This window comes from Corticimicrobacter populi (assembly GCF_003123725.1).
In the GTDB taxonomy this organism is placed as follows: domain Bacteria; phylum Pseudomonadota; class Gammaproteobacteria; order Burkholderiales; family Burkholderiaceae_B; genus Corticimicrobacter; species Corticimicrobacter populi.
The window spans coordinates 25,076-50,204 of the sequence record NZ_QETA01000001.1; the positions used below are offsets into that span (position 1 = coordinate 25,076).

The following is a 25,129-nucleotide window of genomic DNA, read 5'->3' on the forward strand; positions in this document are numbered from 1 at the left end:
TTATACTTACATGTAAATAAGAATGCATTTCTTTTTGATGCTGGAACGAATTTCCGTGCTGGCGTCATGTTGTGTGTCCGGCATTCGGCACAATCGGAACCAGGGAGAGTCATGAGTCATCATCATCAAGGCCTGTTCAGGCTGAATCATGTGGCAGCCGTCCTGTGCTGCCTGTCAGTTTTTGCGCCGGTACGCGCCCAGACCGTGCATGCGCTCGATTCCGTGGACGTGCTGGGTACAGCCGAAGAGGAGCTGAAAGAGTCGCTTGGGGTGTCCGTGATCACTGCGGATGATCTTGCCAAGCGTCCTCCTGCCACGGATCTGTCAGATATCTTGCGGCGTGAGCCGGGTGTCAATTTGACCGGCAGCGCGGCTTCCGGCATGCGTGGCAATCGGCGGCAACTCGATATCCGGGGTATGGGACCGGACAACACCATGGTCCTGATCGATGGTCGACCGGCAAACTCGCGCAATGCGGCACGTCAGGGCTGGACCGGCGAGCGTGATACCGACGGTGACACCAATTGGGTGCCGCCCGAGGCTGTTGAGCGTATCGAGGTTCTGCGCGGACCTGCCGCGGCCCGTTATGGTTCGGGGGCGATGGGGGGCGTGGTGAACATTATTACCAAGCGTTCCACCGACGAACTGTCCGGGTCCATTTCGCAATACAACACTTTCCAGCAGGACTCTGATGAAGGGGATAGCCGGCGTACAACATTCATGCTGGCAGGACCGCTGAGCGACAAGCTGGGTTTCCGGCTGTTTGGCGGTTATGCCAAGACGCAACCGGATGCCTTGAACATCAATCGCGGCCATGCATACGAGCAGGGCGGCATCGTGGCGGCTTCCGGCAAGACCGGTGTGCGCGACAAATATATCAATGGCCTGCTGACCCTGGATATCGATGAAAGCCAGACGCTCGATGTCGAGATGAGCTTCAATCGCAAGAGTGATCTGTATTCCGGAGATACCCAGAATCTCAACGGCTACGCGACCGGCAGCGGTGGTAATTTCGTGCCGGTGACGGATCTTTATGGTTCTGAAACGACTGTGGTGTATCGCACCGATCTGGGGCTGACGCATCGCGGCAACTGGGACTGGGGAACGTCACGCATTGGTCTGAGCTATGGGTATACGCGCAATGATCGAGGCACCGAGGGGCTGTTCGGGGGCCCGGAAGGCGCATTCCTGTCGGAATCGGCTTCGGCACAATCGCGCTATGTCAGCAAATTCAAGGAGTGGCGTCTTGATGGAGAAGTGAATATCCCGTTGTTTGCGGGTGGCCTGGACCAGATGCTGACGGTGGGCGGTGAATTCGTACATGAATCGCTGGAGGATCCGGGCAGCATGCGGATACTGACACTGGCCGGGAGCAGTTTCGAACCGAGCGTATTGCCGGGGCGCGATGGCAACGACAAACTGGACTACAACAGTTTTGCCTTGTATGTAGAAGACAATATCCGGGTGACAGATGCACTGACGCTGGTGCCGACCGTGCGCTTCAATCATCATGAAAAATTCGGTTCCAATGTCAGCCCTGGCCTGACTGCATCGTATGCGCTCAACGATGTCTGGAGTATCAAGGGGGGGATTGCGCGTGCCTACAAGACGCCCAATATGTACCAGGCCAATCCGAACTATCTGCTCTACAGCCGAGGGATCGGTTGCATGGGGTACATGAGTGCTGCTGGCGGTTGCTATTTGCAGGGCAATGATGATCTCAAGAGCGAGACCAGCATCAATAAGGAAATCGGATTTGCTTACGATGACGGTTCGTTGAGTGGCAGCCTGGCTTACTTCCGCAATGATTACAAGAACAAGATCGTGGCTGGGGTTGATCCCTATGGTCAGGTCGTGTCGGGCGCATCCAATCCGTATCTGCTACGCTGGGAAAATACACCCAAGGCGGTCGTGTCGGGCCTGGAGGGTAATCTGTTCCTGCCGCTGACCGAGACGTTGACCTGGAATACGAACGTGACCTACATGATCGAATCCAAGGATAAAACGTACAACCAACCGCTGAGTATTATTCCCAAGTACACAGTGAATTCGTGGCTAGACTGGCAGGCCATGCCCAAGCTGTCGCTGCAGGCCACGCTGACCTGGTACGGCAAGCAGGAGCCTGCCTCGTTCGATGTTCGCCGCAACGAAGAGGTTGAGCAAGCACCGTCATTGAGTCCCTATGCACTGGTCGGGCTCAATGCCGGATATGAAATCAACAAGAATTTCCATATCCGTGCGGGGATCAACAACCTGTTCAACAAGCGCCTGTATCGTACCGGCCTGAATACCGGCACGAACAATGCGGTCATCAAGGGGGCAGGTGCGCAAACCTACAACGAGCATGGTCGTGCACTGTTCGTCAATCTGACAGCGTCGTTCTGATCGTCATAAAGACAATGCGCCGTCTTCTGGGTGAAGGTAGCGCCTTTATACAACAGGCAAAAAGGGCAGCCACGCGAGTGAACTGCCCTTTTCTGTGAACCGTGCGCCTGGAGGCGCGTCGGCTTCAATCCAGCGGCGGAATGCGCAGCAACTGGCCGGGATAGATCTTGTCCGGATGGCTCAGCAGCGGGCGGTTGGCCTCGAAAATGACTGTGTACTTGGCACCCTTGCCATTGCCGTACTGGGTTTCGGCAATCTTCCAGAGCGTGTCACCCTTGACCACGGTGTAGAAAACAGCCTCGACGGCCACTTCCTCGACATCGAGGTTGTTCTCGACCGAGGCGATGCCTTGGGTATTGCCGACTGCCAGGGCGATCTTTTCGGCATCGGCAGTGGACTTGGCCTTGCCGGAAATGGTGACCTTGTCGCCATCGACCTTGATATCCAGGCCATCGGCCTGCAGGCCGAGGTCGTCCACGGCTTTCTTGAGCTGATCGGGCGTTGCCGCCTTGGCTTCGCTGCCGCCGAAGAGTTTTTCGCCGGCTTCCTTGATAAAACTGAGCAGACCCATGTGTGACTCCTTGTCAGTGGTGGAACAAAGCAAGTGTATACACGACAGGAATGACCCGGTAACGATCAGCTCGCTATTTGATCATTCCTGACAAAAATCAGATCCCATACGCCATGACCAAGGCGCAGGCCGCGCGTTTCGAACTTGGTCTGGGGGCGATAGTCGGGGCGGGGGGCATAGCCCTCTGCCGTGTTGGTCAGCAGTGTTTCGCCCGACAGGACTTCAAGCATCTGTTCGGCGTAGTTTTCCCAGTCGGTGGCGCAGTGAATGTAGCCCCCCGGTGCCAGCCTGCTGGCCAGCAGGTGGATGAAGGCCGGCTGCACCAGACGGCGTTTGTGATGCCGCTTCTTGGGCCACGGATCGGGAAAATAAATATGTACGCCAGCCAGGCTGGCGGGCGCGATCATGTCGCGCACCACCTCGACGGCATCATGCTGGATGATGCGCAGGTTCTGCAGGCCGCTAGCCTCGATGCGCTTGAGCATGGAGCCGACGCCGGCATTGAAGACTTCGACGCCCAGGAAGTTGTCACCCTGGCGGGACAGGGCGATCTTTTCGGTGGTTTCGCCCATGCCGAAGCCGATCTCCAGGATCAGGGGGGCGGTACGGCCGAATGCCGTTTCGACGGACAGGCGCTGCGCGGCATAGGGAATCGCCCACTGCGCTGTCAGGCGATCCAGCGCTTCCTGCTGACCCTGCGTGATGTGACTGCGGCGGTGAACGAAGCTGCGGATATGGGTGCGGTTGGGCTGTGCAGCCAGTTCGTCCGTATCGGGGGCGACGGGGGTGTCGGGCAGACTCATGATTCAGCCGCCTCCTACTGCGACAACGATTTCCAGGCGGTCATCTGCGGCCAGCAGCGTCTCGGCATACTGACTCTTGGGCACGATCTCGCCATTGCGCTCGACGGCAATGCGTTTGCCGACGTAGCCGAGCTGTTCGACCAGCGCGGACAGGGTAAGGGGAGCGGGCACGCTGTGCGGCTCGCCATTCAGGATAATGTTCATGGGCGCTATTGTAGCGGGAGGGTCTGTCGGGCGGCTACTGCATCAGCTACACTCGAACGACCATTTTATATGAAGGGTTTTGTCGCGTGACTGAAACAGTGCAACTGATCGTCAACGGACAGGCGCTGGATGCCGCGCCTCATGCCACCATCATCCAGGCCTACGCGGCAGCCGGTGCCACCCTGACGGCCAATGTCGGCTGCATGGGGCAGGGCGTCTGTGGCTCCTGTCGTTGCCTGGTACGGCGCGAGGGGGAGCCGGAGGTCCGTACCGCGCTGGCCTGTGAGACGCAGGTCGAGGCCGGCATGCTGGTCAGCTTCATTGATTATTTCTCGACCGGGCAGGACCGGGTCTACGATCTGGCGTCACTGGGCGATGGCTGGTCACGCCTGCAGGAGACAGCCCGCATCTTTCCGCAGGCGGCGCATTGCCGTCATTGCGGTGGCTGTGACCGGGCCTGTCCCAAGGGGCTGTCGGTGCAGCAGGGCGTGGCGCACGCCGTGGCAGGGGATTTTGCGGCGGTGGACGATGTATTCGACCAGTGTGTCATGTGCAACCTGTGTTCGCTGGCCTGTCCGGAAGATATCCGGCCCAATCACCTTGGCCTGTTCGTGCGCCGCCAGCGTGCCAGCGCTCAGCGTCCGGCAGACCTGCTGCGTCGGCTGAACCAAATCGAATCGGGACGCATGCTGGTCGATCCGGGTACGGACGCGTCATTATCCTGTACGGACGCAGGGCGCAAACCGGGAGCGCAACCATGACGGCGGGGGCGTCCATGCGTGCGGCGGGCATTCCCTATGCACAGGCACGCGCCCGCCTGGCGGCAGGCGAGCCGCCGTTGCGACCGGAACCCGGGCCGCGCGAGGCATTGCTGCGCGAATTTCATCCCGATCATGCCCCTGCTGCCCGCACGGCCCTGCAGGTCGGGCCGAATGCCGGCGACCCCTGTCATCCTGAACTGGCTCGCCTGCTGCAGAGCCGTACGTTGGTCGATGACCGTGATCTGACCGGCGTGCAGACGCTGGAGACCGATGTGCTGGTGGTCGGTGGCGGCGGGGCAGGCTGCGCGGCGGCGCTGGCTGCTGTGCAGGCGGGTGCCCGCGTGCTGCTGGCCGGCAAGCTGCGACTGGGGGATGGCAATACCGTGATGGCCGAAGGGGGGATACAGGCGGCCGTTGGCGATGAGGATAGCCTGCAGCAGCATTTCGAGGATACCTGGCGGGGTGGACATCAGGTGGCAGACCGCACGCTGGTCGCCGGCATGGTCGGCGACGGGCCGGACACCATTCGCTGGCTGATCGGGCTGGGCGTGCATTTCGACCTGGAGACCTCCGGGCCGCACCGGGATTGTCTGGTGCGCAAGCGCGCCGGCGGCACTCAGGTGCCACGCGTGTTGTGCCATCGCGACTTTACCGGCCTGGAAATCATGCGGGTTTTGCGTGAGGCGGTGGAAATGCATCCAGGCGTCACCGTCCGCAACCGGCATCCTGTTGTGGAGTTGCTGTCAGACCCGCATGGGGCGTGCGCGGGTGCGGTGCTGTATGACCTGGAGCAGCGCAGGCTGGTGCTGGTGCGTGCCCGCGCCGTGATATTGGCGACCGGGGGCAGCGGCCGCCTGCACCTGCAGGGGTTCGCAACGTCCAATCATTATGGTGCGACCGCCGATGGTCTGGTGCTGGCCTATCGGCTGGGTGCCCGCCTGCGCGAACTGGATTCCTTTCAGTATCACCCGACCGGCATCGCGCATCCGGCCCATCTGGCCGGTGGCCTGATTTCCGAGGCGGTGCGTTCGGCGGGTACCTATCTGGTCAACGGGCTGGGGGAGCGTTTCATTGATGAGCTGGCACCGCGCGATGTGGTGGCGGCCGCCATCCTGCGTGAATGTGCCGAGGGGCGCGGGGTGCAGCATGATGGACAGGTGGGGGTGTTCCTCGACACGCCGGGTCTGCTGGCACGGCAACCCGATGCGTTGCAGCGGCTGGTCACGCTGGGGCATATCGCACACAAGTGCGGTGTCGATCCTGCGCAGGATCCTCTGTTGGTGCATCCAACCCTGCATTATCAGAATGGCGGCGTGGTCATCGATGCGCAGGGGGCGACAAGCGTGCCCGGGCTGTACTGCGCAGGCGAGGTCAGCGGTGGTATTCATGGACGCAACCGCCTGATGGGCAATGCCCTGTTGGATATCCTGTGCTTCGGGCGTCGGGCTGGCCGGGCTGCGGCGATGATGCCGCTATCGCATGGAGAGCGGGTGGGTATCGAGCATGTCCAGGATTGGCATCGCAGCCTGATTCGTGCCGGGCTGGTCGATGCGCCGGCAGCACCCTGCCTGTATCCGAATTACGGTGCCGTACCCTTTGACCTGCATGCCCATGCGGCGGGCCAGGAGATGACGCATGACTGAGCACATGGCTGATTTCGAACCGGTGTTGCTGCATCCCTCCCGACAGGTCGGTGCCGACCTGGATGCCTGGCTGGCCGCCGGTGGCGGGCAGGGGCTGCAGGCGGCGCTGGCGCAACCCGATGCCGTGATCGGTACGTTGCAGGCGGCCGGCCTGCGCGGCATGGGCGGCGCGGGCTTTCCGACCTGGCGCAAGTGGGCCGGCATGACCGAGGTCGAGGCACCGGATGGCGTGCGCCATATCGTGTGCAACGGCAACGAGGACGAGCCCGGCACCTTCAAGGATCGGCATCTGCTGCTGCATACGCCGCACCAGATCATCGAGGGCATGCTGATCGCTGCCGTGGCGCTGCGCGCCAGCCATGTCACGCTGTATGCCAATCCGCACCAGGCCGAGGCGCTTGTTGCCCTGCGTCTGGCCGTGGCACAGTGGCGCGCCAGTCCGTTGCTGGGGCGGGTGGCCGACTGTCTGGGTCGCATGCCTGAACTGAACGTGACACCGAGTTCCGGGCGCTACATCGGCGGCGAGGATACGGCGGTCATTTCCTGGCTGGAGGGCGGTTTTCCGTTTCCGCGCCGCAAGCCGCCGTTTCCGACGCAGCAGGGCGTTGGTGGCGCGCCGACGCTGGTGAACAACGTCGAGACCTTTGCCAATGTGCCGCATATCCTGAGCCGGGGGGCTGAGTGGTATCGGTCGTTGGGCCAGGGTGAGGCGGCGGGCACCAAGCTTTATTCGCTTTCCGGTGATGTGCTCAATCCGGGCCTGTACGAACTGCCCATGGGCACGTCGCTGCAGGATCTGGTATTCGTGCATGGCGGCGGCATGCTGCAGGGGCGGGCCTTCAAGGCGGTTTTCACGGGCGGGCCGTCCAATACGCTGTTGACGGCGGCCGATCTGGATGTCGCGCTGGATTTCGATTCGGTGCGGGCGCGCAAGTCGCGACTGGGCACCGGCGCAATGATCGTGATTTCCGAAGGGACCAGCGTGGTGCGCAAGGTGTCGGAATATATCGACTTTTTCGCGGCCGGATCGTGCGGGCAGTGTCCTTCCTGCAAGTGCGGCACGTTCCAGCTTTCGCGCCTGCTGCATCGCTTTGACAGCGGTCACGGTTCGGCAGACGACCTGCGGGCCCTGCGCAACCTGTGTGGTATTTTGCCGAGCAGTGGGCGCTGCGGCCTGATCGATGGTGCGGTCACGGTCGTGGAAAGCTCCCTGCACACTTTTCCCGAGGAATATGGCGCGGTGCGCCAGCCCCCTGCCTGATATCTGACTGGACCTCTGCCCATGCCCAGAACCGATCTGTCTCCGTTTTCGCTGTGCGGCATAGGCCTGGTTCTGGGCACATTGCTGTTTGCTGCTTCGCTGACACCGTCCCTGGTGCCGCGCGAACCCTGGATACAGGGTGTGCTGGGTGGTTTCTGCCTGGCTGCCGGCTATGGGCTGGGGGTTTTGCTGCGCCGGTTATGGCGTGCCATGGGCCTGCCTGCGCTGCCGGAGCGTGTGCGGCGTGTGGCCCTGCTGCTGACCCTGGCGCTGTGTCTGATCGCTGCGGCGCTGGCGTTGTGGTGGGCGGCCGGCTGGCAGAACCGGTTGCGGGCGCGGATGGAAATGACGCCCATCGACAGTGCCGGGCCGCTGAGTATCCTGGCGCTGGCGTTGCTGACCTTTGCCGTGCTGCTGGCGCTGGCGCGCCTGTTCGGCTGGATCCGGCGCTGGTTTTCGGCACGGCTGGGGCGCTATCTGTCACGGCCGGCCGCCGCGCTGGTCGGTATTGTGGTGACGGCTACGCTGTTCTGGAACATCGGCAATGGTGTGCTGGCCGATCGTGCCATGCGTGCTGCTGATCGGATCTACAGCGGGCTGGATGCACTGATCGAGGATGACGTGGCCCAGCCTTCCAATCGTCTCAAGACCGGTGGGCCGGGGTCCCTGGTGGATTGGCAGCAACTGGGCCGGCAGGGGCGGCGCATGATTGCGGCCGGTCCTGATGCGACACGGATTGCAGAGATGACGGGGCTGCCTGCGCAGGAGCCGTTGCGTGTCTATGTCGGTCTGAATTCGGCCGATACGCCTCAGGCACGGGCCGAGCTGGCCTTGCAGGAACTGTTGCGCATCGGTGCGTTCGAACGGAGCAACCTGGTGATCGCCACGCCGACAGGCACTGGCTGGGTTGATCCGGAAAGTCAGTCGGCGCTGGAGTATGTGCTGCAGGGAGATGTCGCCACCGTTTCGGTACAGTATTCATACCTGCTGAGCTGGCTGGCGCTGCTGGCCGATCCGCAATACGGCGTGGATACTGCGCGTGCCGTGTTCGCCGCCGTCTATGGGCACTGGCGCAGCCTGCCGCCCGACGCGCGGCCGCGTCTGTACTTGCAGGGCCTGAGCCTGGGGGCGCTCAATGGCGACCAGAGCCATGATCTGTACCAGGTCATCGGTGCGCCCTATCAGGGTGCGCTGTGGTCGGGGCCGCCTTTCAGCACACCGACATGGCGCGCGGTCACCGCTGCCCGGCAACCCGGTTCGCCGGCCTGGCTGCCGCGTTTTGGTGACGATTCGGTGGTGCGGTTCACGGCGCAGGACAACCGGCTTGATGAGGCTGCCCAGCCCTGGGGACCCTTTCGCATCGTGTTTCTCCAGTATGCCAGCGATGCCGTGACCTTTTTCGATCCACGCGCCTTGTGGCGCCGCCCGGCCTGGATGCAGGCTCCGCTGGGGCCGGACGTGTCACCCGACATGACCTGGATTCCGGTGGTGACATTCCTGCAACTGGCCTTCGATCTGATGCTGGCGACCGAGCCGCCCAAGGGGTATGGGCATGTCTATGCGTTTGATCACTATGCGGATGCCTGGGCCAGCCTGACCTCGCCGTCAGGCTGGACACCGGAGCGACTGGCTGCGCTCAAGCAGCGCGTTGCGCAAGCTGCTCGCGCAGGGCAGTAAAGGCCGCCACCATGTTGTCCACGTCCTGCTGCATGAGGGCGCGGACCTTCTTGGAGTCCATCTCGATGGCCTTTTCTTCGGTCAGGCCATAGCGGCCGTAGTTGTCGGGAAACGAGATTAGTTTGCGGCCATTGACCTTGACGGTCAACGAGCACAGCAGGCCGCTGGCTTCGCAGGTGAACTGCATGGGCTCGCTCCAGGCCACGAAGCGCTTGCGCATGCCGCCGAAGAGGATGAAGGGGCGATGGGAGAAGTGGATGCCCCGGTCCGTCAGCATGATGTATTTGAACAGCCCCGTGTCGGCCTGCAGGAAGGGCGCTTCACCCTCCTGCAGATTGAAGAAGAACGGGTCTTCGGCCTGCTCCTGGAAACTGGTCGAGCCCGTGGCGACGGGATCGCCGGGCAGGGAGATCGAGTCTTCTTCGCCACCCGGGTGCAGTTCGGAACCATATTGCCAGACTTCGGCCAGGTCAAAGCGGGCAAAGACCGGCAGCGCGACATCCTGGATGACTGCGCTGGCGGTCTGCCCGGCCTGGCCCAGCATGCCGGCAATCAGGCTCAGGTCGCTGTCGGGCCACAATCCCGAGATGGCCAGCGGAAAGTGCGTTGCCGTCACCATGTCGCGCACGAAAATGAGGTAGTCATCGCTGTCCAGCGTACGCCCGCCGCCTTGTGGAACCAGCATGCGCTTGCCCAGCAGGCAACTGAAGAAAAAGGTCTGCCAGTCCGGATACAACTGTTCGATCTGGCTGCCGTAGTGATCGATCAGGGCCAGCGCTTCTTCCTCCGACAGGAAACCGGCCGTGGCAGCGCTGGCGAGAATATCGATGAGGCGGGAGTGGTTGAAGCCGACAATCGAAAAATCTCCGGCAGGTGCCAGCCAGTTCTCGTGTGTCTCAAAAAACGCTGCCAGATGCTCGCGATATTCACCTTGTTCGGGCAGGAAAGTGTTGGCGACCGCCTGGCGCAGATCGGCAAAATAGCGCTGGCGCGTCTCGTCGTCGGCCGAGCCGATACCGGTGACCGGATCGTAGCGTGCCGTTAGTGCCTGCAACTGGCCATCAGCGAGGAATGCATGAGTGACCTGCTCGGGGCTCAGGTTTGCAAAGTCCTGGCGATGTGCCAGATAGATGCGGCCCAGCAGCGCATGTACCGGTCCATCGATCCAGTCACCCTGCTGGAGCGATTCGACATAGGCCTTGAGACTGTCGCGATCAGTGATGCCGTAGTTCTCTTCGAGCGAGGCGCGCAAGGCGTTGCGGTGTTCTGCCGGATCGGCAATGTGCAGGCCGAGAAAGGACTGGCGCTGGTCTTCGTCGCTCAACGGTGTGGCGCTTTCGATCTGCTTGAGGCGGTAGTGGGGGTAACGATAGACGGCGCCCAGCGCGACATATTTGTTGACCGGCTGCTGACTGGCGGGGTGCTGCATGATGAGTCTTTCTAAAAAACGAAGGGGCAAAAATTGTAGGGCAGGCTGTCTCGCCAGGAGATTGCAAATTGCGTGCGGAGATGTGTGATGCTGGCGAGGTGGGGCAGGGGATTTTGATGTACACTTGCGACCTGCCGTACACCTGCTGTGTACGGTGTCTTTGCGATCACTTCGCAATGCGGGTGTAGTTCAATGGTAGAACGGCGGCTTCCCAAGCCTCAAGCGTGGGTTCGATTCCCATCACCCGCTCCAATCACAAGGCTTCGAAAGGTTGAGCCCCATGCGAGCTTGTGTTCTTGCTGGCGTTGCTGCCGCCTTGATTCTGGCGGGCATCGATGTCTATATCTTTCTTTCCAGAACCGATGACATGGCCGCTGTGAGCGTGTCCCGGTTGTTTTTCTCTATTGTTTTCCAAGCCGTTGGGGTGGCCGGCATTGTGTCGATGGCGCTTCCCGGACAGGCTCCCTGGCGCAGATTTCTGGAAGATACCCACAAGGCGCTGCCATGGATCATGGCCGCAGGGGGTGTGCTGTTTGGTCTGGCGTTGGCGGTCGGAGCGCTGCATTACAGTAATTGCGCGCGTTGGGATTTCAATCGCGGCGTCATGTGCAGTGAATAGTGTTTCGACCGTCACCCGCTTTCACCCCCTCAACCCCCTGATCATGCCACGCGCCCGTCCTCCCGCCCTGGCGGCTTGCGGATGCGGATGCTGTGCGCAAGTCTGCGCAATCTCGGCCAGTGCCTTGTGCGGCCGTCTGCAGATTTCCAGCGCTATCGCTTCTGAAATATAAAAATCTTCGTGGCTGGCCAGTTGGCGCAGCAAGGCAAGATCGGTCAGGTCAAGCGAGGGGATCAGCGCCGGCACCCGCACATCGGCATCGGCTTCCTCCAGCATCGTCAGGATCCAGTGGCCCAGCGCATGCTGGTCTTCGGCAAGGGGCGATAACTCAGGGTGCCGGTCTTCCAGAATCTGGTGTTCTGCCCTGGCCGCGATGGCGGCCGACAGAAAGTCGGACAGTGATGCATACACGATGCGGCTTGCGCCATCATGGGAGAGCCAGCAGACTGCGCCGCGCAGCGGTCCGGTCGAGACATACAGGTGGTGATTGCTGGTCTGGACATCGTCCAGGATAAGGCCGCCGAGCTGTTGCATGAGCGGATGAAAATGCATCTGCTGCGACAGATGCCGTGCTTCTGCCCTGGTCAGTAACTGTTGCGAGTGATCTTGCGGCAGGTGCAGGCTGGCGTGCTCGACCTCTTCGAAATAACGTGTCAGATCGGTCGGCTCGGTGTGGCCTGGCAGGGTGTCGGAAAAAATCATGGTGTGTCCCAAAGAGAGGCTTGTTCTCCCGCCGTCTGTGCGCCCTCATGCGCCAGCAGCCAGGCCTTGCGTGGCAAGCCGCCGCCATACCCTGTCAGCGTGTGATTCGCGCCGATGACCCGGTGGCAGGGCACGACGATGCTGATCGGATTGGCACCGTTGGCCAGCCCGACGGCACGGACAGCCTTGGGACGGCCGATGCGTTCGGCCAGGGTACGGTAGCTCATTGTGGAGCCGCATGGGATGGTCCGCAATGCGGTCCAGACCTGGCGCTGGAAGTCGGTGCCGCCGGTGGCAATGTCCAGATGGTCGATGGCATCGAGACGCCCTCCGAAATAGGCCCTCAGGGCCAGGGTGGCGGTACTGTCCTGCGTGCTGTCGCGCAATGTCAGGTCTAGGCGGGGATTCTGGCGGCGCAGCAACTGGCGCAGGCTGTCTTCGTGGTCGAACCAGTCCAGCGCCCGCAGCCGGTCCTGTTCGTCGGTGACGATCAGCATCTCGCCAAGCGGCGAGGGCTGGCGTTGCAGCAGGAATGTGGTGGCGGTCATGGCTTCAGCTTGCCTTGCGGAATGTCAGGTTGATGCGCTGCGCGCCCAGCACCGGATGGGGATGGTGCGGCAGCGGCATGATGCCATGGTAGCGCAGTCGGTCGGGGCCGCCCCACACGGCCACGTCGCCATGATGCAGCGGTACATGGGCGGTACGCTCGGCGCGTTGCAGGCCACCGAACAGAAAGGTGGCGCTCATGCCCAGTGACACGGAGACAATCGGGGCCCGCAGGTCGCGCTCATCCCTGTCCTGGTGCAGCGACATCCGGGCACCCGGCAGGTAGCGGTTGATGAGGCAGGCATCCGGCTCGAAGCCGGGAAAACCGGCGGTGTCGGCCGCATTGCAGGCCAGTTGCCGCAGCGCGGGTGGCATGGCGGGCCAGGGACGGCGAGTATCGGGATGGACACGGCTGTAGCGATAGCCATATCGATCCGATGTCCAGCCCAGGGCACCACAACTGGTGAGCATGACCGACATGGGGCGGCCACCCGGCGTGTTGATGCGGCGGAAAGGTGCTTCAGCCTCGATAGAGGCCAGTGCCGACAGCAACCCGTCTTCGCCCGCGAGTGCAAAGCCTCGCAGGATGCAGGCTCCGGGGCCGATGCGCTCGAACTCGCCGGGAGCGGTGCTGCGAAACAGATCCAGGGTTGTCATAGGGGGATCACAATGGGAGTCAGATGACAGGAATGGAATTGCAAATGACTGTGTTTACGAACAGTGTAGTTCCATTCCAGCTATGATCGTATTTCCATCCTGGATATCCGGATCAAAAGGAGTCGACTCATGAACCATCGCACATCCCGCCATTATCGATCCTTGGGTTTGCTGACCGTCTCCATGGCGGCAGGCCTGTCGGCCTGCGCAGTCGAGCCACCGCAACGGGACGCGCCACCCATGATCGGCATGGCCAATCCTGCGTCGGTCTATTGCATCGAGCAAGGCGGCAAGATCGAGATCCTCAAGGGCGAGGATGGTGGCGAGTACGGTGTATGCCACTTGCCCGACGGGACGGAAATCGAGGAGTGGACACTGTTCTACCGCGACCATCCCCGGCAGGGCAACGCCACTCGCTGATCTGGGCCGGTGCCAGTAGACGATACCAAGACAGAGAAAGAGATAGACGACGATGCATGAACATATTGCAGCAGTGCCCCTGGACAAAGCGTTTCGCCTGCTCAACCATGGGCCGACCATCCTGGTTTCCGCACGCCATGACGGGGTGGATGATGTCATGGCGGCGTCCTGGGCCTGCGCGCTTGATTTTGATCCGCCCAAGCTCACGGTCGTGCTCGACAAGATCGCCAGGACGCGGGATCTGGTCGAGCAAAGTGGGCGCTTTGTGATCCAGGTGCCGACGGTGGCACAACTGGAACTGACTTACCAGGTCGGTCATCGCAGCCTGCACACGGTACCGGACAAGCTGGTGCGCAGCGGTGTCGAACTGTTCGGGATCGATGGGCAGGCGTTGCCGTTCGTGGCGGGGTGTTCGGCCTGGCTTGCTTGCCGGCTGATTCCCGAATCGCACAACCAGCAGACCTACGATCTGTTCATTGCCGAAGTCGTAGGAGCCTGGGCGGATACGCGGGTATTCCGCGACGGGCACTGGCACTTTGAGCGTGCCGATCCGGCATTGCGCAGCCTGCACTATATTGCCGGCGGTCGTTTCTACGCGATCGGTGAGGCGCTGGACGCAGACACACATACTCAGGGTTGATGCCATGTTCCATGTTGTCAGTGGTTTGATCGCCCTGTATGTCATCTGGCGTTTTGTCTTGCCCTTGCCCTGGCAGCGGCCAGGCAAGGTTGCTCTTGCTGGCGTGCTGTTGCTGGTGGCCGAGCATCACCTGGTGACCCGGACATTCTTTGGCACCATGTCGTCTCCCGAAGTGCCGGCTACGGTGTTGTTGGTGCTGGGTTGGGCATTCGGTACGCTGATCCTGTTGGCTGTTCTGCTGTTGCTGAGGGATGTGCTGGGCTGGCTGGCAAGGCCACTTTCCCGGCGGGTGTCAGACACGCTGTTCGGTAGCGGGGGGCTGCGGTGGGTGCTGGCGGTGACTTCGGCCGTACTGGCTGGCGTCGGCGTCTGGCAGGCCGTGCGCGTGCCGGAGGTGCGCACGGTCGAAATCGAATTGCCCGGCCTGCCAACTGCGCTGGACGGGTTCACGGTTGTGCAACTGACTGACCTGCACGCCAGTCGCCTGCTGCAGCGGCCCTGGATGGAGGCCGTGGTGGCGCGGACCAATGCGCTGTCACCCGACCTGACGCTGGTGACCGGGGATCTGGTTGATGGCACGCCCGAGGCACGTGCCGACGATGTGCGTCCGTTGGCGCATTTGCAGGCGCGCCACGGTGTCTTCGCCATTCCGGGCAATCATGAGTACTACGCCGAGTACCAGGGCTGGATGGCAGCATTTGAGCGGCTCGGATTGCGCATGCTGCCCAATGCGCATGTCGTGCTGCCGGTGGGCGACAGCACACTGGTGGTGGCGGGTGTGACCGATCCGGTTGCGGCCCGGTTCGGATTGCCAGAACCTGATATCGGTGCGGCGCTGGCCGGTGTCCCCGAGACGGATACCGTGATCCTGATGAGTCACCGGCCTGTCGGGGCGGATGCCTACGCGCAGGCCGGCGCGGATCTGCAACTGTCGGGACATACCCATGGCGGGCAGGTGCTGGGCCTGCATCTGGCCACGCAACTGGCCAACGAGGGCTATGTGTCGGGGCTGTACCGGGTCGGGGCGATGCAACTTTATGTGAGCAACGGTGCAGGCCTGTGGAATGGTTTTCCGATCCGGCTGGGACGGCCTTCTGAGATTACACGCTTGGTCTTGCGGTCGATGTCGGCTGGTGAATGATGCTGCCGGATCGTGGAAAATCTGGTTTCTTCTTGTTTCAAAATGACGGGGTGCTGCTGATCTTCGTCATGTCGCAGACGTGTTTGGAGGATTAAAGTAGTCTTGCAACTCATATAAAGGACTGCAACATGACTTACGCAAGCATCAATCCCTACACTGGCGAAACCATCAAGACATTTCCCGATGCAACCGATGCATCGGTCGATGGGGCCATTGACCAGGCACACAAGGCTTTTTTGGCGTGGCGTGAGACATCGTTCGCCGAGCGTGGGCGCATCCTGCAGCGGGCGGCCGACCTGCTGCGCCGCGACGCCAAGCACTATGCCAAGCTGCTGACCATGGAAATGGGCAAGCTGTATACCGAGGCACAGGGCGAGGTCGAACTGTCGGCCAAGATCCTCGAATACTACGTTCGCAACGCCGAGAAACTGCTCGAACCCGAAAAACTGCCGGTGCTGGACCCGGAAGAAGGCGAAGCCGTGCTGGTGCATGAGCCGCTGGGCGTGATCCTCGCCATCGAACCCTGGAATTTCCCCTACTATCAGATCGCTCGCATCCTGGCTCCGCAACTGTCCGCCGGCAATACGCTGCTGCTCAAGCACGCTTCCAATGTGCCGCAGAGCGCTGCCGCTTTCGAGGGCCTGATGCGTGAGGCGGGTCTGCCAGAGGGTGCGTTTATCAACCTGTACGCGACGCGTGGTCAGATCGAGCGCATCATCAGCGATCCGCGCGTGCATGGTGTGGCCCTGACCGGCTCCGAAGGCGCGGGTGCCATCGTGGCAGCTCAGGCAGGCAAGGCGCTCAAGAAATCGACCATGGAGCTGGGTGGTGCCGATGCCTTTATCGTGCTGGCCGATGCCGATCTGGACAAGGCCGTCAAATGGGCCGTGTTCGGTCGCCACTGGAACGGTGGCCAGGTGTGCTGCTCGTCCAAGCGCATGATCATCGTCGATGAACTCTACGATGCCTTCCTCGAACGCTACCGTGCAGGTGTGGCAGGGCTGGTGGCGGGAGATCCGTTCGATGCCGCCACCACGCTGGCACCGCTGTCCTCGCAGGGTGCAGCCGACGAGGTGCGTGAAAAAATCCAGGAAGCCATCAAGCTGGGTGCCAAGGCCGAAGCTGTCGGTCCTGTCGTGCCGACGCAGGGCGCTTTCGTGCAGCCGACCATCCTGACCGACCTGGCCGAAGACAATCCTGCCCGCTACTGGGAATTCTTCGGCCCTGTGTCGATGCTGTTCCGCGCCAAGGACGAAGATGATGCCGTGCGCATCGCCAATGATTCGCCGTTTGGCCTGGGTGGTTCGGTCTTCACCACCGATATCGAAAACGGCAAGAAGGTGGCACAGCGCGTGTCGACCGGGATGGTGTTCATCAACCACCCGACCAAGGTCGAGGCCGACCTGCCGTTTGGCGGGATCCGCCGTTCCGGCTATGGTCGCGAGTTGCTAGGCCTGGGCCTCAAGGAATTCGTCAACCACAAGCTGATCGACGTGGTGGATATCGACGCCCGTTTCTGATTAACGAGCGGATGATAAGCCCGGTCGATTGATCTGTTCCCGAAGTCGAACGTTGAATCCGACATTTTGGGACAGTTCATATAAGATACCGGGCTGTTTTTCAGAGCGGGCGGATGTGTACTATATGGGCACATCCGCCCGTTTACTTTTTACAAGGATCATCATGCAAACCATCGGTTATGCCGCGCAGGGCCCCGACACCGCCCTGGCTCCCCATGTATTCGAACGCCGCGAACTGCGTGCCCATGATGTGGCGCTTGAGGTGCAGTATTGCGGCGTCTGTCACTCCGACCTGCACACGGCCCGCAATGACTGGGGCTGGACCCTGTATCCGGTCGTGCCCGGCCACGAGATCGTGGGGCGTGTCACGGCAGTGGGTTCTGCCGTCAAACGCTACAAGGTGGGCGATAAAGTCGCCGTGGGCTGCATGGTGGACTCTTGCCAGGAATGCGATCAGTGCGAGCATGGCGAGGAGCAGTACTGCCGCGAAGGCATGACCGGCACCTACTCCAGCCCGGATCGGGTCACCGGCGAGGCGACCCAGGGCGGCTATTCCAAGCATCTGGTGGTGCGCGAAGAGTTTGTGCTGTCGGTGCCCGATGGCCTGGACCTGTCGCGCGTGGCACCGCTGCTGTGCGCCGGCATCACGACCTATTCGCCGCTGCGTACCTGGAACGTCGGGCCGGGCAGCCGCGTGGCGGTAGTCGGCCTGGGCGGGCTGGGTCACATGGCCGTCAAACTGGCGGTGGGCATGGGCGCGCAGGTGACCGTCTTGGGTCGTACCGATGCCAAGGCGGCCGATGCGAAGGCGCTGGGGGCGCATGCCTTTCTGGTGTCATCGGATGAAAAGGCCATGGCGGCGGCACAATCCTCGTTCGACCTGATCATCGATACCGTGCCGGTCAAGCACGATCTGAATCCCTACCTGCCGCTGCTCGATATCGACGGTACCCTGACCCTGGTGGGGCAGATCGGCCCGCTTGATGAGCCGAGCACGGTGCCGCTGGTGCTGGGGCGTCGGCGCGTGGCGGGTTCACTGATCGGCGGCATCCGCGAGACGCAGGAGATGCTGGATTTTTGCGCCGAGAAGAATATCCTGCCCGAGTGCGAGATGATCCGCATGGACGAGATCAATGAAGCCTTCGAGCGCATGGAGCGGTCCGATGTGCGCTATCGCTTCGTGATCGATATGGCCTCACTGCAGGGCTAGTGGTGACTCTGGCTTCGCTCGGGTCTGCAAGGCGGCAGGATGATTTCGGTTATTTTGCCTGTCTTATGTGGACTGCGAGGCCAGTGCGGCATCGACCAGCTCGATCCAGTGCCGCACGGGGGTGCGGCCGGCACCATCCAGATGGGTCTGGCAGCCGATATTGGCGGTCACGATCAGGTCGGGATGGCCGCTTTCCAGGGCGTCCAGCTTGTTGTCGCGCAGTTTTTTCGACAGCACGGGTTCGGTGATCGAGTAGGTGCCTGAAGACCCGCAGCACAGGTGTGCATCCGGCACGGCGGTCAGATTGAATCCCAGGCGCGTCAGCACCTGATCGGCCAGGGGGCCGAGCTTCTGGGCATGCTGCAGGGTACAGGGGCAGTGAAAGGCGATGCGTCGTTCAGCCTGGATCCGGATGGTCTCCAGGTCGGCTTCGGCCAGTACCTCGAACAGGTCTTTGGTGCAGGCGCTGATGTGCCGGGCCTTGTCTGCATAAGCGGGATCGTCGCGCAGCATCCTGCCGTATTCTTTGATGAAGGCACCACAACCGCTGGCTGTTTGAATAATAGTGTCGGCACCCTGTTGCAGCAGCGGCCACCAGAGGTCGATGTTGCGGCGGGCACGGGCCAGGCCTGTTTCCTGAGCATTCATGTGATAGTCAATGGCACCGCAGCAGCCTGCCTCGGTGACTGGCACGATACTGATGTCGAGCCGGTCGAGCACGCGTGCGGCGGCGGCATTGGTGTTGGGTGACAGGGACGGCTGCACGCAGCCCTCCAGCATCAGCATGCGGCGCGCATGGCGTGGGGCAGGGCGTCGCCCTGGCTCCGTGATGCGCGTCGGGATTTTGTTGGCCAATACCTGTGGCAGCAATGCGCGCAGGCCACGTCCGGCTCGCAGCAGCAGGGCGAAGAGCACCGGGCGAGGCAGGGCGGCACGCAATCCGGTACGCAGCAGGCGCTCGCGCCAGGGGCGTGGCGCATGAACCTCCAGTGCGGCCCGGCCAATGTCCAGCAGGGCATGGTATTCCACGCCCGAGGGACAGGTGGTTTCGCAGTTGCGGCAGCTCAGGCAGCGGTCGAGATGCGCACGGGTGGTGGGGCCCGCCGTGTCGTGTTCGAGGAATTGCTTGATCAGGTAAATGCGCCCGCGCGGGCCATCGAGCTCATCGCCCAGCTCCTGGTAGGTTGGGCAGGTGGCATTGCAGAAGCCGCAGTGCACGCAACTGCGCAGGATACGCTCGGCTTCTTGCGCATGGGGCAGGGCTTGGGCGGCAGCGCTCAGATTGGTTTGCATGATCGGCTCTCAGAATTCGGCGTACATCCGCCCGGGATTGAAAATGCCGTGCGGATCAAGCCTGGCTTTCAGGTTGCGGTGCAGGTGCATCAGGGCCGACGGCAGGGGCTGGAAAGGGCTGTCGGCATGACCGGCCGTGAAACAGGTGGCATGGCCGCCGGCCGCCTGGGCCAAGTGCTGGATGTTATTTGGTGGTGCTTCGCTGCGCAGCCAGCGCTGGGCACCGCCCCAGTCCACCCACTGATCTCCCGGCAGATTCAGTGGCGGCTGCCAGGACGGCACGGACAGGCGCCACAGCGGACGAGGGTCGTCTGTCGTGGCGAAAAAAGGCAGGCGATGTTCGCGCAGTGACAGCCACCAGTCGTCATCGAGACGGTCGCCGCCGATGCGGTCGCAGGCGGCGCGCACCGAGCCGTCATTGCCCTCGAAGCGCAGGTACAGGGCATAGCCATCATGGCTGGCGGCGCTGATCGGCAAGGGTTGCTGGCCCCATTCGCGCAGCCGCGCCAGTGCCTTGTCGGGCGGCATGGGTTGCGCGACGCTGATGCTGCAGCGCGGTTGTGGCAGCACCTTGAAAGAGACTTCGGTGATCAGCCCCAGGCAGCCATGACTGCCTGCCAGCAGGCGCGATATATCGTAGCCGGCCACATTCTTCATGACTTCGCCACCAAAGCGCAGGTAGGTGCCCAGGCCGCTGATCAGGCGCGTGCCCAGCACGAAATCTCGCACGGCACCGGCCCATGGGCGGCGTGGCCCTGATAGCCCGGCTGCAACCATGCCGCCTACGGTGGCTGCCGGGCCGAAGGCGGGGGCTTCACAGGCCAGCATCTGGCCGCCACGCGCCAGTACGCTTTCCAGCTCGGCCAGCGGGGTGCCGGCGCGTGCCGTGATGATGAGTTCGGTCGGATCGTAGGAAACAATGCCGCGATGGCGGGTGGTGTCTATGGGGACACCCCGGCGCGGACGTCCCAGGAAGTGTTTGCTGCCGCCGCCCTGGATGTCGAGCGGGGTACGGTCACGCAGGGCGGTGCGTACCTGATCAAGCAGGTGGAGACTGTCGTCATGGTCCTGGTCGGTCTGGAAGTCGATGGGCAGACGCGAGGTATCGTGTGCGGCAGTCATCAGAAACGCTCCAGTTCGGGGTGCGGCAGTTGGCCATGATGAACGTGCATCGCACCGAACTCGGCGCAGCGGTGCAGGGTCGGAATGTTCTTGCCGGGATTGAGCAGCCCGGCCTCGTCGAAGGCCGCCTTGACCGCATGGAAAAAGGTGATTTCGTCGCTGTTGAACTGGGCGCACATCTGGTTGATTTTTTCGCGGCCCACGCCGTGCTCGCCGGTGATGCTGCCGCCGACCTCCACGCACAGTTCAAGGATCCGGCCACCCAGCGCTTCGGCGCGTTCCAGTTCACCCGGCCGGTTGGCGTCGAACAGGATCAGCGGATGCATGTTGCCGTCGCCGGCATGGAAGACGTTGGCCACGCGCAGGCCGTATTCTTCCGACAGTGCGGCGATGCCCTGCAATACGCCCGGCAGCGCCCGGCGCGGAATCGTGCCGTCCATGCAGTAATAGTCGGGAGAAATGCGGCCCACGGCAGGGAAGGCATTCTTGCGGCCAGCCCAGAATCGCGCCCGCTCGGCTTCGTCGCGGGCCTGCCGGACTTCCGTGGCCCCCGCTCGTGCCAGGACATTGCGCACCAGAGTACAGTCCTCGTCGACATCGGATTCGACACCGTCCAGTTCGCACAGCAGGATGGCTTCGGCATCGAGCGGATAGCCGGCGTGGATGAAATCCTCGGCGGCGTGGATCGACAGTCGGTCCATCATCTCCAGCCCGCCCGGAATGATGCCGGCGGCGATGATGTCACCCACGGCCCGGCCTGCTTTCTCGACATCGTCGAAGCTGGCCATCAGTACCTTGGCAACCACGGGACGGGGCAGTAGCCGTACGGTGACTTCCGTGACCACCCCCAGCATGCCTTCCGAGCCGGTAAACAGCGCCAGCAGATCGAAGCCTGCTGCATCCAGTGCATCGCTGCCAAGCGTGACAGGCTCGGCATCGATGGTCAGCATCTCGACCTTGAGCACGTTGTGAACGGTCAGGCCGTATTTCAGGCAGTGGACGCCGCCGGCATTCTCGGCCACATTGCCACCGATCGAACAGGCAATCTGCGAGGAAGGATCGGGCGCATAGTACAGGCCATGCGGTGCTGCCGCCTGTGAAATCGCCAGGTTGCGCACACCCGGCTGTACACGGGCATAGCGGCCTTCCGGATGGATATCGAGGATGCGCTTGAAGCGGGCCATGACCAGCAACACACCCTGGGCCAGCGGCAGCGCGCCGCCCGACAGGCCGGTTCCGGCACCGCGTGCCACGACCGGCACACCCATGTCCCGACAGGTTCGCAGGATGGCCGCGACCTGCTCTACACGCTCGGGCAGGACAGCCAGCAGCGGCGTGGTGCGGTAGGCAGACAGTCCGTCGCACTCGTAGGGGCGCAACTGCTCTCTTTCGTGCAGGATTGTCAGGCCCGGCGCGGCCTGGCGCAATGCCTCGATCAGGGCGGGGCGGTCAACGTCCGGCAGGACGCCATCCAGACGCGGGTCGTACAGGATGTTCATGGCTGTCTCTTCCAGGTTGGATAGGTATAGGTATGCAATGATTATCGGGAGCCTGGGCAGGCAGCTCAAGCCCTGTTCCTGGAGGTCATACCAGTTTTTCGGGTTATCGTTATCCCTTGGTGCTTTATTGATTGATGAAATAAAAGGGATTTATTGATTCACCTGACAAGGGGGTTCTGCTGGTATGACCAGTGATTCAAGACCGCCCAGTGTGGCGGAACGCGTGGCCGTGCATGTCGAGAAATTGATCGTCGACAGCGTGCTGAGGCCGGGGCAGGTATTGCCGTCCGAGCGGCAGTTGATGGAACGGTTCGGCTGTTCGCGCACGGCGCTGCGCGAGGGGTTGCGCATCCTGCGTGGTCGCGGGCTGATCCGTACCGAGCATGGTCGGGGCTCATTTGTGGCCAGTCTGGGCGCAGGGCGTGAGTCCTCCCCGCTGATGCACCTGTTCGCTTCCCAGCCCCGTACGCTGTATGACCTGCTGGAGGTTCGGGCATTGCTCGAGGCCGAGGCGGCCCGGCTGGCCGCCGCGCGGGCCACCCAGGCCGACATGGTGTTGATCCGCCGCGCCTTTGAGGCGTGGCAGCAGGCACAGTCGTTGCCTTCCGGGCAGGTCTTGCCGGCAGAAGAACATGCGCGTCGTGATCATGCCTTTCACCGTGCCATCAGTGAGGCGGCCGACAATCCGGTGCTGGTGCATACCCTGGATTCGCTCAGCGAACTGATGCTGGGCAGTGTGCATGCCTCGGTCAGCCATCTGTATGGCCGGCCACTTTACAAGGCGCAGATCGACCGTCAGCACCTGCGGATTTTCAGGGCCATCGAGCAGCGCCGGCCCGAGGCGGCCCAGCGTGCTGCACTGGAGCATGTCCGTTCGGTGCGCGACAACCTGCAGGAAGCGGGGCGCGAGCAGGAGCGGCAGGCGCGTGCGCTGTTGCGGCTGGAAGGGGCTGCGGGAACGCGCCTCTAGCAACTTGCGCTGGTACCCTGGCATCCGGCCATCAGCGCACCGGGCACGTGCCGGCAAAGTCAATACCGCTATGCGTTTGTGATGTAGCCGAACACGTCATTCAGCATGTCCGGATCGATGTTTTCCGCCAGCGTGCGGTTGCGCAGCGCACGGACCGACAGGCCTTCCATCAGGGCGGCAATCAGCTCCTGGCGAGACCGCGCACGCGGACTGTCGTCGCCGCGCAGTTTCAGCAGGGTGGCTTGCAGTTCGGTATCGCTGCGCTGCAGTTCGGCAGCAATTTCAGGATTGCGGGCGGCCTCGGCCAGGATTTCCATCATCAGGGAGGCGCGGGCTGGATCCTGGCTGAGCCGGATGGCCTTGACGGCATGCTCTATACCCAAAGCACCGCTGGGCGCAGACGCGTCCGTGGAGCGGGTCTCTTCGATCAGCGTGTCGATGGCGCTGCGTTCGCGCGCCACGATAGCGGCCACGATGTCTTCCTTTTTCTTGAAGTAATGATAGATATGGCCCGCACTCATGCCCGCTTCGGCAGATATTTGCGCCATGCTGCTGCGGTGGAAGCCTTTTTCGCGAAAGCATCTGGCAGCCGCTTCGAGTATCTGTTCCTTTCTGCGTCGGGCAATCGCGGAGTCTTCGGATCTATTCCTGTCGGTCATGGCTGTGTCTGTGGAAGGGCCGTGGCGTGGCATTTGGATTGGCCGCGCGCCAGCGTTTCGTGAAAACAACAGTTTAGCGGGTGTAGGGCCAGATCGGGATGGCGCATTCCGATGCATCTTCCCGATACGGTATTGCAAACTGATCGCAATCCTCTAAAATTAGGTCGGTTAACCAACCTAATTTTATGCGAGAGTGCCGTTATATGACACATCAGTGGAAAAAGCATGGCCTGGCGCTGGCTGTGGCGATGGTCAGCTTGATGCTGGCCGCCTGCCAGAAGAACGCTTCCGATTCCGCCGCCGTCGGCCAGCCCGAGCCGGAGGTCGGCGTTGTCACGCTTGCGCCGCAACCGGTGTCCCTGGTCGCCGACCTGCCGGGGCGCACGCGGCCGTATCTTGTGGCTGAGGTGCGGCCGCAGGTGGGCGGGATCCTGCAGAAACGTCTGTTCGAGGAGGGGAGCCAGGTCGAGGCAGGGCAGCCGCTCTACCAGATCGACCCGGCACTATACCGGGCGACGTTGGCGCGGGCTGAGGCCAGCCTGGCGTCAGCCCGTCTGCTGTCCGAACGCTATGCGCGTTTGATTGAACGCAACGCGATCAGCCGACAAGACCATGACGATGCACGCTCGCAATATCTGCAGGCTCGGGCGACGGCGGAGACAGCACGTATCGACCTGAGCTATACCCGCATGGCCGCGCCTATTGCTGGTCGGATTGGTCGCTCGTCGGTGACGCAGGGGGCGCTGGTGACGGCCAACCAGGCAGAGGCATTGGCCACGGTGCAACAGCTTGATCCGATCTATGTCGATATCGTGCAGCCCGCCACGGCCATCCTGGCCCTGAAGGAAGACCTGGCGCGGCGAGGCACGGCAGATATGGAACAGGCTCAGGCAGAGGTGAACCTGACGCTGGAGAACGGCAAGCCCTATCCGCATACGGGCGTATTGAAGTTTTCCGAGGTCAGTGTCGACGAGGGAACCGGGGCGGTCACTTTGCGTGCCGTGTTTCCAAATCCGGAGCATTTGCTGCTACCAGGCATGTTTGTTCATGCGCAACTGCCACAGGAGCGGCGCGAGGCGGCGTTGCTGGTGCCGCAACGCGGCATTGCCCGCGATGTCGCCGGCCAAGCCAGTGCCCTGGTCGTCGATGCCGAAGGCAAAGTTGAACAGCGGCCTGTGGTGGTCGGACGTAGCATGGGGGCCTCCTGGCTGATCGAGTCCGGGTTGCAGGCCGGCGACCGGGTCATCGTCGACGGGCTGCAGAAAGTCCGCCCGGGTATGCAGGTCAGCGTGGTGCCCGCCGATGGCGCGAAACAGCCGCAGCAGGCGGGTGCCGAGCGGCAGCAGCCTGCCACTGAGCCGCAGCAGTTCGCCGTTGGCGCACGATAGGAGAGATGC

At 62.4% G+C, this 25,129-nt stretch carries 24 protein-coding genes and 1 tRNA gene; 14 read left to right on the forward strand and 11 right to left on the reverse strand.

Annotated elements, in window-relative coordinates; genetic code table 11:
- Positions 1-111: 111 nt before the first annotated feature.
- On the forward strand, positions 112-2,385 hold the full coding sequence (locus DD235_RS00135) for a FepA family TonB-dependent siderophore receptor (protein WP_109060054.1): 2,274 nt from the start codon (positions 112-114) through the stop codon (positions 2,383-2,385).
- A 124-nt stretch (positions 2,386-2,509) separates the two neighbouring features.
- Here the strand turns inward: DD235_RS00135 and lysM are convergent, their stop codons facing one another.
- From lysM to thiS, 3 genes are all read right to left on the reverse strand, one after another.
- Positions 2,510-2,956 carry a peptidoglycan-binding protein LysM gene (lysM, locus tag DD235_RS00140; protein WP_109060055.1) on the reverse strand — a complete coding sequence of 149 codons (447 nt, stop codon included), beginning with the start codon at positions 2,954-2,956 and terminating at the stop codon, positions 2,510-2,512.
- A 65-nt stretch (positions 2,957-3,021) separates the two neighbouring features.
- Positions 3,022-3,759 (reverse strand): tRNA (guanosine(46)-N7)-methyltransferase TrmB, encoded by a 738-nt coding sequence (trmB, locus tag DD235_RS00145; RefSeq protein WP_109060056.1) that lies wholly within the window; start codon positions 3,757-3,759, stop codon positions 3,022-3,024.
- Positions 3,760-3,762: 3 nt separating this feature from the next.
- Complete coding sequence (thiS, locus tag DD235_RS00150; protein WP_109060057.1) at positions 3,763-3,963, reverse strand: sulfur carrier protein ThiS; 201 nt, start codon at positions 3,961-3,963, stop codon at positions 3,763-3,765.
- 86 nt (positions 3,964-4,049) lie between these two features.
- Between thiS and DD235_RS00155 the strand changes: the two genes are divergently transcribed.
- Genes DD235_RS00155 through DD235_RS00170 form a run of 4 tightly spaced genes read left to right on the forward strand, consistent with a single transcriptional unit; the run spans position 4,050 to position 9,305 of the window.
- The gene (locus DD235_RS00155; protein WP_109060058.1) at positions 4,050-4,724 is read left to right on the forward strand and encodes a 4Fe-4S dicluster domain-containing protein; all 675 of its coding nucleotides are present in this window, start codon (positions 4,050-4,052) and stop codon (positions 4,722-4,724) included.
- Positions 4,721-6,367, forward strand: coding sequence for an FAD-binding protein (locus DD235_RS00160; protein ID WP_239989984.1), 1,647 nt, complete (start codon positions 4,721-4,723; stop codon positions 6,365-6,367). Before DD235_RS00155 ends, DD235_RS00160 begins: the two co-directional genes overlap by 4 nt.
- 4 nt (positions 6,368-6,371) lie before the next feature.
- Positions 6,372-7,628 carry a complex I 51 kDa subunit family protein gene (locus DD235_RS00165; RefSeq protein ID WP_109060934.1) on the forward strand — a complete coding sequence of 419 codons (1,257 nt, stop codon included), beginning with the start codon at positions 6,372-6,374 and terminating at the stop codon, positions 7,626-7,628.
- A 21-nt stretch (positions 7,629-7,649) separates the two neighbouring features.
- A complete protein-coding gene (locus DD235_RS00170) occupies positions 7,650-9,305 on the forward strand; it encodes an alpha/beta hydrolase (RefSeq protein ID WP_239989986.1) in 1,656 nt (551 codons plus the stop codon).
- Here the strand turns inward: DD235_RS00170 and DD235_RS00175 are convergent.
- Entirely contained in the window at positions 9,265-10,734 is a 1,470-nt protein-coding gene (locus DD235_RS00175) for a DUF1266 domain-containing protein (RefSeq protein WP_109060060.1), read from the reverse strand. The genes DD235_RS00170 and DD235_RS00175 overlap by 41 nt on opposite strands.
- 178 nt (positions 10,735-10,912) lie before the next feature.
- Here DD235_RS00175 and DD235_RS00180 point away from each other — a divergent pair.
- Both DD235_RS00180 and DD235_RS00185 read left to right on the forward strand, forming a co-directional pair.
- A tRNA-Gly gene (locus tag DD235_RS00180) sits at positions 10,913-10,986 on the forward strand.
- Between the two features lie 19 nt (positions 10,987-11,005).
- Positions 11,006-11,353 (forward strand): hypothetical protein, encoded by a 348-nt coding sequence (locus tag DD235_RS00185; protein ID WP_146193358.1) that lies wholly within the window; start codon positions 11,006-11,008, stop codon positions 11,351-11,353.
- A 21-nt stretch (positions 11,354-11,374) separates the two neighbouring features.
- On the opposite strand, the gene DD235_RS00190 is transcribed toward DD235_RS00185, so the two are convergent.
- From DD235_RS00190 to alkB, 3 genes are read right to left on the reverse strand one after another with little or no spacing between them, the layout of a single operon-like run.
- Positions 11,375-12,055 (reverse strand): hypothetical protein, encoded by a 681-nt coding sequence (locus DD235_RS00190; protein ID WP_109060062.1) that lies wholly within the window; start codon positions 12,053-12,055, stop codon positions 11,375-11,377.
- Positions 12,052-12,603: a methylated-DNA--[protein]-cysteine S-methyltransferase gene (gene ogt, locus DD235_RS00195; protein ID WP_109060063.1), complete on the reverse strand. Its 552-nt coding sequence runs from the start codon at positions 12,601-12,603 to the stop codon at positions 12,052-12,054. The genes DD235_RS00190 and ogt overlap by 4 nt, the downstream gene beginning before the upstream one ends.
- Positions 12,604-12,607: 4 nt before the next feature.
- Positions 12,608-13,258 carry a DNA oxidative demethylase AlkB gene (gene alkB / locus DD235_RS00200; RefSeq protein WP_109060064.1) on the reverse strand — a complete coding sequence of 217 codons (651 nt, stop codon included), beginning with the start codon at positions 13,256-13,258 and terminating at the stop codon, positions 12,608-12,610.
- Positions 13,259-13,387: 129 nt separating this feature from the next.
- Here alkB and DD235_RS00205 point away from each other — a divergent pair, with 129 nt between their 5' ends.
- The 5 genes from DD235_RS00205 to DD235_RS00225 all read left to right on the forward strand — a co-directional run bounded on the left by DD235_RS00205 (position 13,388) and on the right by DD235_RS00225 (position 18,189).
- Positions 13,388-13,678, forward strand: coding sequence for a putative hemolysin (locus DD235_RS00205; protein ID WP_109060065.1), 291 nt, complete (start codon positions 13,388-13,390; stop codon positions 13,676-13,678).
- A gap of 52 nt (positions 13,679-13,730) precedes the next feature.
- A complete protein-coding gene (locus DD235_RS00210; RefSeq protein WP_109060066.1) occupies positions 13,731-14,318 on the forward strand; it encodes a flavin reductase family protein in 588 nt (195 codons plus the stop codon).
- Between the two features lie 4 nt (positions 14,319-14,322).
- Positions 14,323-15,459 (forward strand): metallophosphoesterase, encoded by a 1,137-nt coding sequence (locus tag DD235_RS00215; protein ID WP_109060067.1) that lies wholly within the window; start codon positions 14,323-14,325, stop codon positions 15,457-15,459.
- Between the two features lie 128 nt (positions 15,460-15,587).
- Positions 15,588-16,979: an NAD-dependent succinate-semialdehyde dehydrogenase gene (locus DD235_RS00220; protein WP_109060068.1), complete on the forward strand. Its 1,392-nt coding sequence runs from the start codon at positions 15,588-15,590 to the stop codon at positions 16,977-16,979.
- 160 nt (positions 16,980-17,139) lie between these two features.
- Positions 17,140-18,189, forward strand: coding sequence for an NAD(P)-dependent alcohol dehydrogenase (locus DD235_RS00225; protein WP_239990033.1), 1,050 nt, complete (start codon positions 17,140-17,142; stop codon positions 18,187-18,189).
- Positions 18,190-18,252: 63 nt separating this feature from the next.
- Here the strand turns inward: DD235_RS00225 and glcF are convergent, their stop codons facing one another.
- The 3 genes from glcF to glcD are packed head-to-tail and all read right to left on the reverse strand — an operon-like array spanning position 18,253 to position 22,103.
- Entirely contained in the window at positions 18,253-19,482 is a 1,230-nt protein-coding gene (gene glcF / locus DD235_RS00230) for a glycolate oxidase subunit GlcF (protein WP_109060070.1), read from the reverse strand.
- Positions 19,483-19,491: 9 nt separating this feature from the next.
- Positions 19,492-20,604, reverse strand: coding sequence for a glycolate oxidase subunit GlcE (glcE, locus tag DD235_RS00235; protein ID WP_109060071.1), 1,113 nt, complete (start codon positions 20,602-20,604; stop codon positions 19,492-19,494).
- A complete protein-coding gene (gene glcD, locus DD235_RS00240; RefSeq protein ID WP_109060072.1) occupies positions 20,604-22,103 on the reverse strand; it encodes a glycolate oxidase subunit GlcD in 1,500 nt (499 codons plus the stop codon). The genes glcE and glcD overlap by 1 nt, the downstream gene beginning before the upstream one ends.
- Before the next feature lie 184 nt (positions 22,104-22,287).
- On the opposite strand from glcD, the gene glcC reads away from it, so the two are divergent.
- Positions 22,288-23,073, forward strand: coding sequence for a transcriptional regulator GlcC (glcC, locus tag DD235_RS00245; RefSeq protein ID WP_109060073.1), 786 nt, complete (start codon positions 22,288-22,290; stop codon positions 23,071-23,073).
- A gap of 68 nt (positions 23,074-23,141) precedes the next feature.
- Here glcC and DD235_RS00250 read toward each other — a convergent pair whose 3' ends face one another.
- Positions 23,142-23,849 (reverse strand): TetR/AcrR family transcriptional regulator, encoded by a 708-nt coding sequence (locus tag DD235_RS00250; RefSeq protein WP_109060074.1) that lies wholly within the window; start codon positions 23,847-23,849, stop codon positions 23,142-23,144.
- An 86-nt stretch (positions 23,850-23,935) separates the two neighbouring features.
- Between DD235_RS00250 and DD235_RS00255 the strand changes: the two genes are divergently transcribed.
- Complete coding sequence (locus DD235_RS00255; RefSeq protein ID WP_109060075.1) at positions 23,936-25,120, forward strand: efflux RND transporter periplasmic adaptor subunit; 1,185 nt, start codon at positions 23,936-23,938, stop codon at positions 25,118-25,120.
- The last annotated feature ends 9 nt before the right edge of the window (positions 25,121-25,129 follow it).

Coding starts and splice junctions, on each gene's coding strand:
- thiS (WP_109060057.1), bottom strand. CDS start 3,963: ATGAACATTATCCTGAATGGCGAGCCGCACAGCGTGCCCGCTCCCCTT.
- DD235_RS00255 (WP_109060075.1), top strand. CDS start 23,936: ATGACACATCAGTGGAAAAAGCATGGCCTGGCGCTGGCTGTGGCGATG.
- DD235_RS00135 (WP_109060054.1), top strand. CDS start 112: ATGAGTCATCATCATCAAGGCCTGTTCAGGCTGAATCATGTGGCAGCC.
- trmB (WP_109060056.1), bottom strand. CDS start 3,759: ATGAGTCTGCCCGACACCCCCGTCGCCCCCGATACGGACGAACTGGCT.
- DD235_RS00215 (WP_109060067.1), top strand. CDS start 14,323: ATGTTCCATGTTGTCAGTGGTTTGATCGCCCTGTATGTCATCTGGCGT.
- DD235_RS00250 (WP_109060074.1), bottom strand. CDS start 23,849: ATGCATCGGAATGCGCCATCCCGATCTGGCCCTACACCCGCTAAACTG.
- ogt (WP_109060063.1), bottom strand. CDS start 12,603: ATGACCGCCACCACATTCCTGCTGCAACGCCAGCCCTCGCCGCTTGGC.
- DD235_RS00160 (WP_239989984.1), top strand. CDS start 4,721: ATGACGGCGGGGGCGTCCATGCGTGCGGCGGGCATTCCCTATGCACAG.
- lysM (WP_109060055.1), bottom strand. CDS start 2,956: ATGGGTCTGCTCAGTTTTATCAAGGAAGCCGGCGAAAAACTCTTCGGC.
- DD235_RS00210 (WP_109060066.1), top strand. CDS start 13,731: ATGCATGAACATATTGCAGCAGTGCCCCTGGACAAAGCGTTTCGCCTG.
- glcE (WP_109060071.1), bottom strand. CDS start 20,604: ATGACTGCCGCACACGATACCTCGCGTCTGCCCATCGACTTCCAGACC.
- DD235_RS00175 (WP_109060060.1), bottom strand. CDS start 10,734: ATGCAGCACCCCGCCAGTCAGCAGCCGGTCAACAAATATGTCGCGCTG.
- DD235_RS00190 (WP_109060062.1), bottom strand. CDS start 12,055: ATGATTTTTTCCGACACCCTGCCAGGCCACACCGAGCCGACCGATCTG.
- DD235_RS00205 (WP_109060065.1), top strand. CDS start 13,388: ATGAACCATCGCACATCCCGCCATTATCGATCCTTGGGTTTGCTGACC.
- DD235_RS00170 (WP_239989986.1), top strand. CDS start 7,650: ATGCCCAGAACCGATCTGTCTCCGTTTTCGCTGTGCGGCATAGGCCTG.
- glcC (WP_109060073.1), top strand. CDS start 22,288: ATGACCAGTGATTCAAGACCGCCCAGTGTGGCGGAACGCGTGGCCGTG.
- glcD (WP_109060072.1), bottom strand. CDS start 22,103: ATGAACATCCTGTACGACCCGCGTCTGGATGGCGTCCTGCCGGACGTT.
- alkB (WP_109060064.1), bottom strand. CDS start 13,258: ATGACAACCCTGGATCTGTTTCGCAGCACCGCTCCCGGCGAGTTCGAG.
- DD235_RS00220 (WP_109060068.1), top strand. CDS start 15,588: ATGACTTACGCAAGCATCAATCCCTACACTGGCGAAACCATCAAGACA.
- DD235_RS00165 (WP_109060934.1), top strand. CDS start 6,372: ATGGCTGATTTCGAACCGGTGTTGCTGCATCCCTCCCGACAGGTCGGT.
- glcF (WP_109060070.1), bottom strand. CDS start 19,482: ATGCAAACCAATCTGAGCGCTGCCGCCCAAGCCCTGCCCCATGCGCAA.